We start from the raw sequence: 14,043 nt of genomic DNA, 5'->3' as shown, positions 1-14,043 counted from the left end.
CTGTGGAGAGTCACGCCGGCCACGTGGCGGGGAGGCGCGGTGCTTCGCGCGCATCGGGGCCCGCGTCCGAGATGTTGGTGGGTGTTCATAGTCCAAGTCCTCCGTTGTCGGTTGCAGATGGGGGCTGATAGGCGAGATACGGAGCAGGTTGCGGGTCGCGCCGAGGTACCTGACGTAGTCGGTCGTTGATGTCTCGCGCGATTGCGTCCAGGCGGACTTCCTCGCTCTCTCGTCGTCGGACGGTGTCGGAGCTGGTCTCCGGGTTGCGGCGGGCATAGTCCACGGCACGGATGCGTGCCCAGTCGCGGCGCAGCGCGTCGATGAGGTGCTGTGGGGTGGCGAGCTCGGCCTTGAGTTGTTCCCGCAGTTGCTGGGTGACCTCACGTGCGAAGAATGCTGCGGCGGCGGCCGCGTTCTGGCCCCGGTCCTCGGGGGCGACTTTGTGCAGGCGACGGACGGGCAGCCCCACTTCGATTCGTCGACGTTCGCGGTCCCTCCACTGTTTCTGTTTGGCCAGCTCGCGGTCGCGGTTCTTTTGGTAGGAGCGGCGCCGGGAGGCCCGCCTCTCGTCCCCGTGCCGTTCGTAGTCACGTTGGGCCCGGGCCTTCTTCTTGCTCGGGTCGCGCAGGTTCTTCTCACGCAGCTTGGAGTTGATCTCGTCCTTGTGACGCTTCCGCCAGGCGGCGTTGCGGCGCTTCTTGCCTTCCCGGTAGGCGTCCGGATCCTCCGCTCGTTTCTGCTGAAGGTACTCCCGCGCCTTGGCTCTGCTCGCCTCGATGTCAGCGTGGTAACGCTCGCGGGCCTTCTCCGCTTTCCGCTCGCGACGCTCGATCTCGGCCCGCTCCTTCGCGCTCTGGCGGCGCATGTACTCGCGGTTGGCTTCCCGAATCTTCTCCCGGTTTTCTTCGCCGTACTTGCCTCGGTAGTCGGCGAGATGCTCACCGTTGCGCTCGCGCCAAGCCCTCTTGTACTCAGCAATCTGCTCGGCGTGCTCGGCCCGATACTGGCGCCCGTAAGCGGATATCTGCTTCGCGTTCTTCTTCTTGTAGCGCCGGGCGGCTTCGCTGCGCCGCTGCTGCGCCTCTTCGCTGTCGCCCATCCGAACTCCCGAGTGCTAATCCATGTCTTGTATTGACACGAGTAAAGCATCCGATGTAGAACTGTGTCAAGTAATCGCAATAGCGAATCCGTGACGCGGAAAGGCATACTGAGGAGGTGAAGATCGACGTGCGTACACTCGACGGACAGCGCATGACGTGGAAACACGCCACGCTTCCACTCGGGTCCGCGTTACGGATCGCCCCGGCGTTCCGAGCCACCGCTGTGGCAGAAGACAGCTCCATCGAAACCACAATCGAAGCCGCCTACGCAGCTGAGGCGGGCCGGTATCGGATCGCGGCGACCGCACACCGTGCTGTCGGATCGACGACCGAGATCACCCCATCGGTGCTGCGGCAGGTTCGACTCGGCGAGGTCCTCTCCGCCGCAGTCCCCTACTCCGTGGTGGTCGACCTCGCAGGCAAGCCTTTGACCGTGCAAGCCCTCACCACCAGCGAAGGCCGCATCCTTCCCGCATGGATGGCAACCGAGTCCACCCAAGCCGGACCCGTGGCCGACACCCTCGAACTGGTCCAGCTCGTATACGGCGTCGCCGCGCTCGCCGCACAACCACCGATGCGCGCAGTCGCCACCGAATTCGGCATCCCCGAGCGCACCGCAACTCACTGGATCACCAAGGCACGCAAGGCCGGCCTGCTGGACGGCATCACGTACGCCGTCGGTCGCCAGCCAGATGGACACCACCGAACCGAATAGCCCAAGCGGTTGCCCGCCCATCCAGGGCACCACGGGCAGCCTGTTCTACTCTGAGACCGAAGCTGCCGCGCGCTTGGGTCTGCACCGCACGACCCTGCGTTCGCTCGCCCTCGCCGGCCGAGCACCCGTCGAGCCCATCCCCCTCACCGAGCACCGCCGCGTGTACCGTCGGGCCGATATCCACCGCCTCGCAGGGCTCGAAACATGAGCGTCGAACGCCGCCAGACCAGCAGTGGTGCCGCCAGATACGTCGCCCGCGTGAAGGCCGGACGGCAGCTCGTTGCCAGCAAGACCTTTGCACGAAAGACCGACGCGGAAGCATGGGAGCGAGAACAGCGCCGGGCTCTCGCATTTGGCGAGTTCATCCCGCCCTCCCGCAGCTCCGCACCCTTCTCGGACGTTGCCGCCCAGTTCCTTGAGTCGCGCCGCGGCCAGATCAGTCCGCACAGTTGGCGCACCGACCGCGACAACGTGGCTGGAATCCCGACATGGTTCGCCGCCCGGCCAATGTCGTCGCTCGGCGAGTCGGAGATCCTCAACTACCTAACCGGTCAACTTGCCGTCAAGGCCCGCTCCACCGTGCAGCGGGCCCGCACCACCCTCTCCTCCGTATTCGCCTACGCAGTCCGGGAGAAGATACTCACCCGAAATCCCGTGCGCGATGTCCGAATGCCGCCCGGAGCAACACGAACATCGGTCGGGGTCGAGACGTTCACAGACGACGAACTTGCCCGCACCCTGCGGCGACAATACGAGAGCCGTCCACACCTAGCCGCTGCTACTGAATTCCTGAGCCTCACCGGACTGCGCTGGTCGGAACTCCGGGCTCTAAGAGTGCGCGACCTTCAGCACACCCCGTTCCCAGCGGTCCGAATCTCCCGTGCTCAATCGGACGGGTACGCCGAGAAGGGGACCAAGACCGGCAAGGCGCGCGTGGTGCCGCTAACAAACCGCGCGCTCGAGATCGCCGCATCACGGGCCGCCGACCGCTCAAAGACCGACTACCTATTCACCGGGGAGACCGGACGGCAACTGGGCGGTAATCTCTTCCGCCGGTTCGTCAAGTGGCCAGAGACGGCGCCTCCCGGTCGCACCATTCACGACCTGCGGCACTACGCTGCCTCATCGTGGCTCCGAGCTGGGATACCCGTCAATCAGGTCTCACAATGGCTTGGCCACGCGAATCCCAACACAACACTGAAGGTCTACGCCCACGTACTCGGCGAGGCTCAGGACATCACGGCGATCGCACGCCTCAATGGCATGAGCGACGAGCGCGCCACGTATACGTCACCACCGTACGTGCGAGGTCACGACACGGGCGCTTTCGACGGCCCTTCGATCTGACCTTTTCTGCCCCTCGTTCTTGGCGGGGCAACTCATACGCGCGGAATCCCTGCGGCGTGAGCGATCGCGTTCCATTCCTCGATGCGGACGAGCAGCATGTTGCTAAGTTCGCGGGCGGTTGTCGAATGCAAGTAATGGCGCACCCCGTGAACTGTGACCTCTACGCACTCGCCCTGATCATCGCCAGTCAGCGTGACAGCCACGTGACCATCGGGCCAGTTCTGCGGCAACTGCGGCTCGTGAGTTTCCGTGACCAGGGTGCGACCTGGCTTCTTGCCTCTATGACTCATCTCGTCTCCTTCACGACGCCGGCATCAAGAACACAATGCCTCATGGATCGCCTGCATTGGTGGGACCAATGCGCTTCGATGAGCTGCAAAGTTGTCGCACGGGGACACTGGGGGGACATATGTAAGCCCACTGACGGAAAACCTGAATCCGTGGCGCCTACGTGATAGTGGCCAAAATTGGGCTCTGACCAGCATTCTTCTTGCGGAGACGGAGGGATTTGAACCCTCGGTACCCGTTAGGGTACTCCACCTTAGCAGGGTGGTGCACTAGGCCGAACTATGCGACGTCTCCAGTGTCCGTCAGCAATCATAGCCAATCCCGGGCGCATGCCCGAATCGGATCAATAACTGTTTGTGACGGTGCACGTGTACTGGGCCGCCGTCTGGCCACTGACGCCCTCGGCAACGGGGACGTCCGGCGCCTCGGTCGAGGGAGTGGTCGGAGCGACCGGCGCAACGGGGGCGTTCGGGTCGAGCGTCGAACCGCGGTCGTCTCCGGCCGCTTCCAGGGCGAATGGCTGGTCGGCCTTGATGTATTCGAGGAGCGCGTCAGCCGCATACTCGTTCGGCTGCACCTTATTCAGGTACACGCCATCGCCGCCCGTTGTGCCCGGATACTGCACGAATGTCACGTTCTCGAGCGGGATGTTCTTGAGCGCCTGCGCGATCGAGACCATGGTGGGGATGCTGTTCAGGCTCGACGACACGGTCATGTTGCTCAGTGCGGCGTCCGCGAGCGAGTAGACCTTCTTGAAGTCGCCGAGCGTCTCCGAACTCTTCAACTTCCGCACGAGAGCCGAGAGGTACACCTGCTGCGAGCTGATGCGGGTCAGGTCGCTTCCGTCGCCGACAGCCGCGCGAGACCGCAGGAAGGCGAGTGCATCGATCCCGGTGAGGTTGTAAGTGCCAGCTTCCGCGATGTTGATCCCGGTGTTGTCATCGACCATGGGTCCATCGACACACACGTCGACTCCTCCGATGGCGTCGGCCATGTTGATCACACCGTAGAACTTGATCAGGCCCGCGTACTGAACCGGCAGCCCTGTGAGCTCGGTGACCGTCTGCGCCACACAGGAAAGCCCGCCGTAGGAGAGCGCCACGTTAATCGGCTCTGTCGAATATCCCTTGGTGTAGCCGTCGGAATTCTCACACTCCGGGATGCCCACCACCATGTCACGCGGGAAGCTGATCGCCACGGCGTTGGTCTGGTCCTGTGAGACGTGGAGCAGCATGGTGACGTCGTTCAATTCGCCGCTGTCATCGTCAGCGCTTCCGCCGATTCCACCCTGATCCGCGCGAGTGTCGCTTCCGGCGATCAGGATGTTGAATCCACCCTCGATCGCTCCTACCTCGGGAAGGGGCGCCGCCCCATCCTCGGTGCTGGGGATGTCGACTACCGTCGCTTTGGAGGTCAGCCCGGTCACGGCCAGCGCGCCGACCGAAACACCACTCACGAGCACGACAGCAAGCGCAGCAGCGACGAATTTGAGGATCGTGCCGATCGGGCTGGCCTTGCGCAGTCGCCCGTGCCGAGCAATACCGGTGAGTGTGCTGGCGCCGCTGCGCGTGCGCAACTCAGAGCGCGAACGCAACTCAGACCGTGGAGTCAATTCACTCAAGACAGAACCCTTTCGTCAGCCCCGAGAGGGACAGTCACACCTGCTCGTGCGGGTATGAACCACCACACAACACGGATTTGCGGGGCAGTCGAGTCGATGCCCCCCAGCTTCGCGGCGCGATCAGATCGCGTGACCGGCCTACGTTACCAAGCAAAGCTGAGAAATCAAGATATTTGGCGGAGGGCGCGAGATTCGAACTCGCGAGACATTTCTGCCCACCAGTTTTCAAGACTGGCTCCATCGGCCGCTCGGACAGCCCTCCTGGTACAAGTTGAGAGTTTAGCCGACAGAACGCCCGAGCTCGCGAACCGGTGTGCGGCGAGGAATCAGAAGGACTCGAGAAGCTGCGCTACGCCATCGTCGATGTCGCTCGCGGTGCGCTCATTCGAGGCCGCGATGACTTCATCCGGAGCCTGCCCCATGGACACCCCACGACCTTCCACTGACGCCCACTCGAGCATGTCGATGTCGTTGCGGCCGTCACCGACCGCCATCACCCGCGACCGGGGAATGTCGAGCAGCTCTCGCACGCGCTCGAGGGCGGTCGACTTGTTCACGCCGTCTGGAGCGATGTCGAGCCAGGCCGTCCAGCCGACGTTATAACTGACCTTGTGGAGGCCCATCCTCTCGACGACCGAAAGGAAGTCCTCGATTTTATGGCCTGGGGAGATGACGACGACGCGCGTTGCATGCGCGAGCAGCAGTTCTTCGAACTCCACTTTTTCGCTCGCGGTCCCGAGGGTCCCCTCGGGAAAATGCCCGGTGAACTTGTAGAGCCCATCCTCATCTTCCACTGCGTAATTCGCAGATTCGAGATTGGAGCGGATCGTCGTCAGCACCTCGCTCGGGTTGAAGGTCTCGACGAAGTCGCGCACGTAGCCGGTCGGGTCCTCCGGATCGCGTCGAAGCGTGATCGCACCGTTCGAGCACACCACGAACTCGGGCGTGATCGCCAGTCGCTCGAGGATCGGCAGGGTCAAGGCGACAGAGCGGCCCGTCGCGAGCATGACCTCGTGCCCGGCATCGCGCACCTTGGCGACGGCGGCGATCACGGGATCGTTCATTATTCCGTCTTCGCGCAGAACAGTTCCGTCGATGTCAAGGGCGATGAGCCAGCGGTCGGTTGCGGCGCCCGTACGTGCGACGCTCATACGATCGGCTCGAAGATCTCGAGGCCGCCGAGGTACCCGCGCAGGGCATCCGGAACCACGACAGAACCGTCGGCCTGCTGGTGGGTCTCGAGGATGGCGACCAGCCATCGGGTCGTCGCGAGCGTGCCGTTGAGGGTCGCGACAGGCGCCGTCTTGCCCGATTCCGTGCGGTGGCGGATGTCGAGTCGCCTGGCCTGGTAGGTCGTGCAATTGCTCGTGCTGGTGAGCTCGCGGTACGCGTTCTGAGTCGGAACCCATGCCTCCACGTCGAACTTGCGGGCGGCACTGGAACCGAGATCCCCCGCAGCGACGTCGATCACCCTGTAGGTCAGCCCGCACGCCTGCAGCATCGACTCCTGGTAGGCGAGAAGCTTCTCGTGCTCGGCCTCGGCCTCATCCGGAAGCACATAGCTGAACATCTCGAGCTTGTTGAACTGGTGCACGCGCAGGATGCCACGGTTGTCACGCCCGGCGGAACCGGCCTCCCTGCGATAGCAGGTCGACCAGCCTGCGTACCGCAGCGGCCCGTTCGACAGGTCGAGGATCTCGTCGGAGTGATATCCCGCGAGCGCGACCTCGCTGGTGCCCGTGAGGTAGAGGTCGTCGGCAGGGAGGTAGTAGATCTCGTCGGCGTGCTCGCCCAGGAACCCGGTTCCCGCCATGATCTCGGGGCGCACCAGCGTCGGAGTGATGAGCGGCACGAAGCCCTCGGCGAGCGCCTTGTCGAGGGCCATGTTCATGAGCGCGAGCTCGAGGCGAGCGCCGACACCCTTGAGGAAATAGAAGCGGCTGCCGGAGACCTTCACTCCGCGGGCGATGTCGATGGCGCCGAGCAGCTCGCCGAGATCCGCATGATCACGGGGCTCGAAGTCGAAGGTAGCGGGGGCACCGACCTCGCGAACGAGGTTCCAGTCGTCTTCCCCACCCGCGGGCACGCCATCGATCGTGACGTTGCCGATGGCCCCGACGAACTTCGTGAACTCGGCTTCGGCATCCACCGATTTCTGCTGGGCTTCCTTGACCTGGGCGGCAAGCGCCTGGGCCTGAAGCACGAGCGCGCGCTTCGCCTCCTTGGGTGCTGTCGCCACCGTGCGGCCGAATGCGTTCTGCTCGGCCCGCAGCTTCTCGAACTGCTGGATCGTTGTACGCCGCGCGGAGTCGGCCGCGATCGCATCGTCGACGAGGGTGACGGATGAACCTCGAGACTGCTGCGAGCGACGAATGGAGTCCGGGTTTTCGCGAAGAAGCTGGGGGTCAATCACCCATATAGCCTACCCAGCCCATGCCGTACCGTAAGCGGGGTGAAGAATACCCCCGCCCCCACGCCGAAACGCGCTGCGGTGGTCTACAACCCCATCAAAGTCGACATCGAGAAGCTCCGGGCCTCCGTCGAGGCGGCCGAGGCCGCACACGGCTGGGCCACGACAGCGTGGTTCGAAACGTCCCTGGAGGATGCCGGCCAGGGGGTCACCGCCAGCGCCATCCGGCGGGGCGCCACGGTTGTGCTTGCCGCGGGCGGCGACGGAACAGTTCGCGCGGTCGCCGAAGGGCTCCGGGGCAGCGGTGTGGCACTGGCGCTCATCCCCTCGGGAACAGGCAACCTGCTCGCGAGAAATCTCGAACTCCCGCTGTCAGACCTGGGCGGCGGGGTGGAGATCGCGTTTGGTGGAGTCGACCGCGTGATCGACCTGGGAATGGTCGAGATCGTGCGAGATGACGGCGCCTCGGAGGAGCACGGCTTCCTGGTGATGGCGGGGCTCGGCCTCGACGCGAAGATGATCAAGAACACCAACAGCACACTGAAGAAGGCTGTCGGATGGCTCGCCTATGTGGACGGCATCGCGCGGTCGCTCCCCGAACTCAAACCGGTCCGGCTGAGCTACCGCCTCGACAACGGCCCGACGAAGTCGATCAAGGCCCACACGATCCTGGTCGGCAATTGCGGGCTCCTTCCCGGCGGCCTTCTCCTCATGCCGGATGCCAGGCCCGACGACGGCTTACTCGACATCGCCGCCCTCAGGCCGCAGGGGCCTCTCGGCTGGGCGAAAATCTGGCGCAAAGTCGCGTGGGAGAACGGTGTGCTGCGTAAGTCCGCCCTCGGTCGCAAGATCATCGACCTGTCCGCCGACGTGAAGGATGTGACCTACGTCACGGGTGCATCGCTGCGGATGACCGTTGAGCACCCGCAGGAGTTCCAGCTGGACGGCGACGAGTTCGGTGAAGCCAAGAGCGTGCACGCCTGGGTGGATCCCGGAGCCCTCACGGTCCGCGTGCCTGCGGCGGCTTAGGCTCTGGATACGGCCGAATGTTCCGCTTTTGCTGCGGCCCAGCCCGCTGGAGCCACAGAAGCAGAACACTCGGCGATGGTGTGGCCGACGGCGACCAGTCCTGCACAAGCGGCAATGCAGACCGAAGACCCCGGAGCTGCCGACGGCGGTCTGCGGGACCGCGGCCTTCGGGCAGCCTTGGTCGATGCATCCGTCACCTCTTCCGGAAAAGTTTGCGTCGAGGCCCTTTACCGTCGCAGAAGCGCGCACGGCAGGCGTATCGGCATCACGCCTCCGCGCGCTTGACCTCGACGCTGGTGTGTGGGGGCTGAGGACCCGTCGGAGCGATGCGCCGATCTCCCTCGACGACAGATGCAGGATGCTGGCGCTCAGGGTGCCGCCGGGAGCCTTCTTCAGTCACGCGACGGCCGCCCTGCTCCTCGGTGCTCCGCTCACGCTCGAAACAGAACGATCCTCTCGCCTCCACGTTGCAGTTGCCGCCCCGGCCGCTCGACTTCATTCGAGCGCGCTGGTGGGGCACAGGCTCGCGATCGATCTGCGAGACGTGGTCTCGAGTCGCGGGATCCGGCACACGAGCGCGGCGCGAACATGGATGGACCTTTCGGCGGACCTGAGCCTGGGAGACCTCGTGGCTGTTGGAGATTACCTGATCCACCGCTCCAGGCCGATCACCAGCCAGCAGGAACTGCACACCCGGGTCTCCGCCGCGATGGGACAGCGGGGAGTGTCGATTGCGAGGGAGGCAGTCGGACTGATCCGGGACGGAGCGGAATCACGTCCGGAGTCGCACCTGCGCGTCATTCTTGTTCGAGGGGGACTTCCGGAACCTCGGATCAATCACACCATCGTGCACACCGAAACCGGGCGCAGTGTGCGGCCTGACTTTCTCTTCCCTGATGAGAAACTCATCCTGGAATACCAGGGCGACTACCACCGGACAGCCCGGCAATGGCGGATGGACATGACGCGGCGCTCGAGGCTCGAAGCCGCAGGGTGGTACGTGATGGAGCTGAACGCCGACGACCTGCGTGACCCAGTCGAATTGCTGAGACGCATCCGCCTCGTTCTGGCTCGACGAAGCGTCGGATAATTGCCGATTGCGGTCGAGTGTTCCGCTTCTGTCGTCTCCTGTGGAATGCCAGCGACACAAGCGGAACACTCGGCGGAGGTTGGGGCAAAGGGTGGCGCGGCGCGGCGCGCGGGCTACTCGCCGCCCAGCAGCCCCGTCAGCCAGCGCCGCGCATCCACGAACGCGTCGTTGTCGTAGCGCGGAATCACGCTGATCGCGAGCTTGTCCGCGCGCGGGTAACTGCCCAGGAAGGTTACGCGGGGGCTGAAGCGCTTGAGACCGAGCAGCGCGTCGGCCACCCGCTCGTCCAGGATGTGCCCATCGAGGTCGATGACGAACCTGTACCGCCCGAGGGCATCGCCGATGGGCCTCGACTCGAGCAGGCTCATGTTCACTCCGCGGGTGGCGAACTGCTCGAGCATCTCGAGGAGGCGGCCGGCCGTGTCATCCGGAAGCTCCACGATAAGTGAGGTCTTGTCGCTGCCGGTGGGCGCCGGGAGTGCGGCCACGCGGGAGACCAGCACGAATCGAGTAACGGCATGGGGGTTGTCACCGATGCCCTCGGCGAGCACGACGAGGTCGTGGTGGTCGGTGATGCCGGGGGGCGCGACCGCCGCGTCAGCCAGGTCGCTCTCGAGCAGGGATGCGGCAGCGGCGACATTGGACGTAGCCGGGATGTGCCCGTGGCTGGGTAGGTTCGCGTCGAGCCAGAGGTGCGTCTGGCCGTAAGCGACCGGATGCGCGTTGACGACCGTCACGTCGGCGAGGGTTGTGCCGGGCCTGGCCACGAGCACGAAGTTGACCGGCACGAGGTATTCGCCGATGATCCGCAGGTTCGGGATGTTCGCCAGGGCATCCTGCGTAGCGCTGACGCCGCCCTCCACCGAGTTCTCGATCGCGATCATCGCCGCCACGGAGCGGCCGACCACCACGTCGCCCAGCGCCTCCCCCACGTTGTTGACGGAGCGCCATGACATGCCGACGGCAGCGGGCACCTGTTTCAGCGCAGCCTCGGTGAAGGTTCCGGCCGGGCCAAGGTAGCTGTAGGTCTCCGCTGCGGCAGGGGTGAGATTGGCGCTGTCTGGCATGGTGACGAGTGTATCGGCGGGCCGCGAGTGCAAGACTGGACGGCATGAATGATCGCGCAGGCACCGCAGCCCAGCCCTCAGACCTCATCGACGTGCATGAACTGGTTCAGGCTTATTACACGCTCGTTCCGGATGTCTCGATCCCCGAGCAGCGCGTCGTCTTCGGCACGAGCGGCCACCGCGGCTCGTCGCTCGACACCGCGTTCAACGAGGTGCACATCGCCGCCATCACCCAGGCGATCGTGGAGTATCGCGCGTCGCAGGGAATCACGGGGCCGCTGTTCATCGGTCGCGATACCCACGGCCTCTCGCGACCGGCCGAGACGACCGCACTCGAGGTGCTCGAGGCGAACGGCGTGCGTGCCCTCGTCGACGAGTTCGACGACTACGTGCCGACCCCGGCGCTGAGCCACGCCATCATCAAGTACAACGCCGAAGGTCATCATGACCAGGCCGACGGCATCATCATCACGCCGAGCCACAATCCTCCACGTGATGGGGGCTTCAAGTACAACCCTCCGCACGGCGGACCCGCCGACAGCGACGCGACAGGGTGGATCGCCGACCGGGCCAACGCGATCATCGCCGACGGCAGCCGCGACGTGAAGCGCGCTGAGCCTTCCTTAGCAGGGACCACGCCGGCCGGTTCCGGCGCGTCGCGAAGCGACGGGACGGCCGTGCTGGCGGGGACTTACGATTTCCGCGGCAACTACGTCAACGACCTCGAGAACATCATCGACATCGACGCGATCCGCGCGGCCGGGCTCCACATCGGTGCCGATCCGCTCGGCGGCGCCAGTGTGAACTACTGGAAGCTGATCGCCGAGCGCTACGAGCTCGACCTGACCGTGGTGAACCCGTCGGTCGATCCCGCCTGGGCGTTCATGACGCTCGACTGGGACGGCAAGATCCGCATGGATCCGTCGTCGAAGTCGGCCATGGCATCCGTCGTCGCCCGACGAGACGAGTTCGACATCCTCACGGGCAACGACGCCGACGCCGACCGTCACGGCATCGTGACCCCGGATGGCGGCCTCATGAACCCCAACCACTACCTGGCCGTCGCCATCCGGTACCTCTACACGCACCGCGAGGGCTGGAGCCAGGATGCCGCGATCGGTAAGACTCTCGTCTCGAGTTCGATGATCGACAGGGTCTCCACCTCGCTCGGGCGCGAACTCTGGGAGGTGCCGGTCGGCTTCAAGTGGTTCGTCCCCGGGCTCGTCGATGGCTCCGTCGGGTTCGGCGGCGAGGAGAGCGCGGGCGCGAGCTTCCTGCGCAAAGACGGCACAGCGTGGACGACCGACAAAGACGGCATCCTGCTGGCGCTGCTCGCGAGCGAAATCCTCGCGGTCACCGGCAAGTCGCCCTCGGTGCTCTACGCCGAGCTGGTCGAGGAGTTCGGCGGCCCGGCATACGAGCGAGTGGATGCCGCGGCATCCAAGGAGCAGAAGGCGAGGCTCGGCAAGCTGAGCGGCGCCGCGATCACCGCCACCGAACTCGCCGGCGACCCCATCACCTCCAGGCTCTCGGAAGCACCGGGGAACGGGGCATCCATCGGAGGCGTGAAGGTGACCACCGAGTTCGCCTGGTTCGCGGCCCGCCCGAGCGGCACCGAAGACGTCTACAAGATCTACGCAGAATCGTTCAAGGGAGCCGAGCACCTGCTGCAGGTGCAGGCCGAGGCCAAAGCCATAGTGGATGCGGCGCTCGCCGGATGAGCACTGTCACGAATCGCCCGCTCACCCTTCCGACAAGCCGACTGGGGGTGGGCCTTATCGCGACAGTGCCGACGACTCTCCTGGTGCTCGCGACGCTCATCCACCCTCCTCGACTGGACGAGGCCGGAGCTGAAACGTGGCGCAATCTGCACTTTGCCCTGCTGTTCGTGTTCCCCCTCGTGGGGTTGGCGCCATGGATCGTCGCGCGTCGCGCCGGTCGCGTTTATGGCTGGGTGGCCGGAATTCTCGGCTACGGCTTCGCCACCGCGTATACGGGTCTCGACCTGCTCGCCGGTGTGGGTGGTGGAGCCCTGGTTCTGAGCGGGAACGCGGATGTCACGGGTCCGGTGTTCGCGATCGCCAGGGTACTCGAACAGCTGGGTGGCGCCTCTCTCATTCTCGGCTGCCTGGTCGCAGCTCTAGCGGCTGTCAGGCTGGTCGGCTGGCGCGCGATCCCCGGCGGCGTGCTGGCGCTAGCAGGTGCGATCCTGCTGCTGCAGTTCCACATCTACCCCGGCCGCGGAACCCTGGCCACCGGACTGCTCACGATCGGATTCGCACTGTTGGCGGTCGCCGTGACGACTCGACAGCGAGGGTCTCAGCCCGCGTAGTCGGGAGCGGCCGGCAGGCCGAAGAACTCCTCGAGGGTCTGTACACCGGTGGTCCGCAGCTCGGTGGCGAGTTCCACCCCGACGTAGCGCATGTGCCATGGCTCGAATTCGTATCCGGTCACGTCGGTCTTGCCCTTCGGGTAGCGCAGCACGAAGCCGAACCGCCAGGCCTCCGTGGCCAGCCACTGCCCCTGCGGGGTGTCTGCGAAGCACTGGTCGAGCGTACAGTTCGCGGGTGACGCACTGACGTCGATCGAGAGCCCAGTCTGGTGCTCGGAATGCCCAGGGCGTGCGCTGGTCAGGTCGGCGCCGGCCTGGCCCAGACTCGCGACCCAACCGGCATAGACGCTTTCCTGCGTCGAATAGCTCCGGTAAGCACTTTGCGACTGCATCTGGAGCCCGCCGCTCTCGGTCGCGAACGCGGCGAACATGGCGACCACAGCATCCGACGCCGCCTGGCGCAAAAATGGCTGGTTGGCGTAGGCCACCGGTACCTCGACGAGGTCGGGAGGCTCCCAGTCCACGGGGTTGAGCGGGCGGAGTTTGTCGGCGACGACCCAGTAGCTGTTGGGATCGTCGATGGACTGAGCCGCGGCGTCGAACGTCGGGGTAGGAGTGGGAGTCGGGGTCGGCGCAGGGGCAGGAGTCGCTGTCGGGGTGGGGGTTCTCGACGCGGTCGGGCTGCTCGTGGGAAGCGCCACCGGCGCGGGACTGGGTGTCAGCGCGATCGTGCCGACAACGACCGCGAGAACGACCAGAGCGGCGATCGCGCCGACGATAATCGCCGTGCGGCGGCGCTTCAGGAAGATCGCCGCACTGGGCGTGGAGCCGAGATCTGACACGAGTCGATCCTAAGACCGTCCGCCATCACGATCGAGAAGGGACTTGCAAGATTCGTGCATCGGGTATAACTTTGCACTCTGCGCAAAGATTTCCGGGCCATCGTGGGACCGCGTTTCACGATGGCTCTCTCGCGTTTCCAGACCTACGACTGTCAGATACCTGAACCAGTCACACTGAACCAGCCACACCATGAACGAGGAA

The 14,043-nt window shown here is 65.1% G+C and carries 14 protein-coding genes and 2 tRNA genes; 7 read left to right on the top strand and 9 right to left on the bottom strand.

The annotated features are described in order from the left end of the window. Positions 1 to 85: 85 nt before the first annotated feature. Positions 86 to 1,099, bottom strand: a complete 1,014-nt coding sequence (locus tag IWX81_RS08455) for a hypothetical protein (RefSeq protein WP_199280866.1) — start codon at positions 1,097 to 1,099, stop codon at positions 86 to 88. 116 nt (positions 1,100 to 1,215) lie between these two features. Here IWX81_RS08455 and IWX81_RS08450 point away from each other — a divergent pair, with 116 nt between their 5' ends. The 3 genes from IWX81_RS08450 to IWX81_RS08440 are packed head-to-tail and all read left to right on the top strand — an operon-like array spanning position 1,216 to position 3,162. Then, positions 1,216 to 1,815, top strand: a complete 600-nt coding sequence (locus IWX81_RS08450; protein WP_199280865.1) for a hypothetical protein — start codon at positions 1,216 to 1,218, stop codon at positions 1,813 to 1,815. Next, entirely contained in the window at positions 1,793 to 2,023 is a 231-nt protein-coding gene (locus tag IWX81_RS08445) for a helix-turn-helix transcriptional regulator (protein ID WP_199280864.1), read from the top strand. The genes IWX81_RS08450 and IWX81_RS08445 overlap by 23 nt, the downstream gene beginning before the upstream one ends. Continuing rightward, entirely contained in the window at positions 2,020 to 3,162 is a 1,143-nt protein-coding gene (locus IWX81_RS08440) for a tyrosine-type recombinase/integrase (protein WP_199280863.1), read from the top strand. The genes IWX81_RS08445 and IWX81_RS08440 overlap by 4 nt, the downstream gene beginning before the upstream one ends. Before the next feature lie 32 nt (positions 3,163 to 3,194). Here IWX81_RS08440 and IWX81_RS08435 read toward each other — a convergent pair whose 3' ends face one another. The 6 genes from IWX81_RS08435 to serS all read right to left on the bottom strand — a co-directional run bounded on the left by IWX81_RS08435 (position 3,195) and on the right by serS (position 7,484). Beyond that, on the bottom strand, positions 3,195 to 3,452 hold the full coding sequence (locus IWX81_RS08435) for a hypothetical protein (protein WP_199280862.1): 258 nt from the start codon (positions 3,450 to 3,452) through the stop codon (positions 3,195 to 3,197). Positions 3,453 to 3,655: 203 nt separating this feature from the next. Next, a tRNA-Ser gene (locus IWX81_RS08430) sits at positions 3,656 to 3,744 on the bottom strand. Positions 3,745 to 3,793: 49 nt separating this feature from the next. Next, positions 3,794 to 5,071, bottom strand: a complete 1,278-nt coding sequence (locus IWX81_RS08425; RefSeq protein WP_199280861.1) for an LCP family protein — start codon at positions 5,069 to 5,071, stop codon at positions 3,794 to 3,796. 174 nt (positions 5,072 to 5,245) lie between these two features. Beyond that, a tRNA-Ser gene (locus tag IWX81_RS08420) sits at positions 5,246 to 5,333 on the bottom strand. Between the two features lie 64 nt (positions 5,334 to 5,397). Then, positions 5,398 to 6,222, bottom strand: a complete 825-nt coding sequence (locus IWX81_RS08415; RefSeq protein ID WP_199280860.1) for an HAD family hydrolase — start codon at positions 6,220 to 6,222, stop codon at positions 5,398 to 5,400. Next, positions 6,219 to 7,484, bottom strand: a complete 1,266-nt coding sequence (serS, locus tag IWX81_RS08410) for a serine--tRNA ligase (RefSeq protein WP_199280859.1) — start codon at positions 7,482 to 7,484, stop codon at positions 6,219 to 6,221. Before serS ends, IWX81_RS08415 begins: the two co-directional genes overlap by 4 nt. A gap of 39 nt (positions 7,485 to 7,523) precedes the next feature. Here serS and IWX81_RS08405 point away from each other — a divergent pair, with 39 nt between their 5' ends. Both IWX81_RS08405 and IWX81_RS08400 read left to right on the top strand, forming a co-directional pair. Then, entirely contained in the window at positions 7,524 to 8,510 is a 987-nt protein-coding gene (locus tag IWX81_RS08405) for a diacylglycerol/lipid kinase family protein (protein WP_199280858.1), read from the top strand. A 184-nt stretch (positions 8,511 to 8,694) separates the two neighbouring features. Further along, a complete protein-coding gene (locus IWX81_RS08400) occupies positions 8,695 to 9,600 on the top strand; it encodes a DUF559 domain-containing protein (protein WP_199280857.1) in 906 nt (301 codons plus the stop codon). Positions 9,601 to 9,713: 113 nt separating this feature from the next. Here the strand turns inward: IWX81_RS08400 and pheA are convergent, their stop codons facing one another. Next, positions 9,714 to 10,667: a prephenate dehydratase gene (gene pheA / locus IWX81_RS08395; protein ID WP_199280856.1), complete on the bottom strand. Its 954-nt coding sequence runs from the start codon at positions 10,665 to 10,667 to the stop codon at positions 9,714 to 9,716. Between the two features lie 44 nt (positions 10,668 to 10,711). Here pheA and pgm point away from each other — a divergent pair, with 44 nt between their 5' ends. Together pgm and IWX81_RS08385 are read left to right on the top strand one after the other, a co-directional pair. After that, on the top strand, positions 10,712 to 12,388 hold the full coding sequence (gene pgm / locus IWX81_RS08390) for a phosphoglucomutase (alpha-D-glucose-1,6-bisphosphate-dependent) (RefSeq protein WP_199280855.1): 1,677 nt from the start codon (positions 10,712 to 10,714) through the stop codon (positions 12,386 to 12,388). Continuing rightward, complete coding sequence (locus IWX81_RS08385) at positions 12,385 to 12,999, top strand: hypothetical protein (protein ID WP_199280854.1); 615 nt, start codon at positions 12,385 to 12,387, stop codon at positions 12,997 to 12,999. The genes pgm and IWX81_RS08385 overlap by 4 nt, the downstream gene beginning before the upstream one ends. On the opposite strand, the gene IWX81_RS08380 is transcribed toward IWX81_RS08385, so the two are convergent. Beyond that, positions 12,987 to 13,841 (bottom strand): M15 family metallopeptidase, encoded by an 855-nt coding sequence (locus IWX81_RS08380; RefSeq protein WP_334593598.1) that lies wholly within the window; start codon positions 13,839 to 13,841, stop codon positions 12,987 to 12,989. The genes IWX81_RS08385 and IWX81_RS08380 overlap by 13 nt on opposite strands. Between the last annotated feature and the right edge of the window lie 202 nt (positions 13,842 to 14,043).

Origin of the sequence: Salinibacterium sp. CAN_S4 (genome assembly GCF_015752305.1) — a bacterium.
Lineage (GTDB): Bacteria > Actinomycetota > Actinomycetes > Actinomycetales > Microbacteriaceae > Rhodoglobus.
Note: the sequence above shows the minus strand (reverse complement) of the source record. Positions and strands in the feature narration are given on the sequence as shown.

What these genes read in the sequence shown, in the direction of transcription:
- IWX81_RS08415 (WP_199280860.1), bottom strand. Translation starts at nt 6,222, where the DNA reads ATGAGCGTCGCACGTACGGGCGCCGCAACCGACCGCTGGCTCATCGCC.
- IWX81_RS08440 (WP_199280863.1), top strand. Translation starts at nt 2,020, where the DNA reads ATGAGCGTCGAACGCCGCCAGACCAGCAGTGGTGCCGCCAGATACGTC.
- IWX81_RS08445 (WP_199280864.1), top strand. Translation starts at nt 1,793, where the DNA reads ATGGACACCACCGAACCGAATAGCCCAAGCGGTTGCCCGCCCATCCAG.
- IWX81_RS08435 (WP_199280862.1), bottom strand. Translation starts at nt 3,452, where the DNA reads ATGAGTCATAGAGGCAAGAAGCCAGGTCGCACCCTGGTCACGGAAACT.
- IWX81_RS08455 (WP_199280866.1), bottom strand. Translation starts at nt 1,099, where the DNA reads ATGGGCGACAGCGAAGAGGCGCAGCAGCGGCGCAGCGAAGCCGCCCGG.
- pgm (WP_199280855.1), top strand. Translation starts at nt 10,712, where the DNA reads ATGAATGATCGCGCAGGCACCGCAGCCCAGCCCTCAGACCTCATCGAC.
- IWX81_RS08385 (WP_199280854.1), top strand. Translation starts at nt 12,385, where the DNA reads ATGAGCACTGTCACGAATCGCCCGCTCACCCTTCCGACAAGCCGACTG.
- IWX81_RS08400 (WP_199280857.1), top strand. Translation starts at nt 8,695, where the DNA reads ATGCATCCGTCACCTCTTCCGGAAAAGTTTGCGTCGAGGCCCTTTACC.
- pheA (WP_199280856.1), bottom strand. Translation starts at nt 10,667, where the DNA reads ATGCCAGACAGCGCCAATCTCACCCCTGCCGCAGCGGAGACCTACAGC.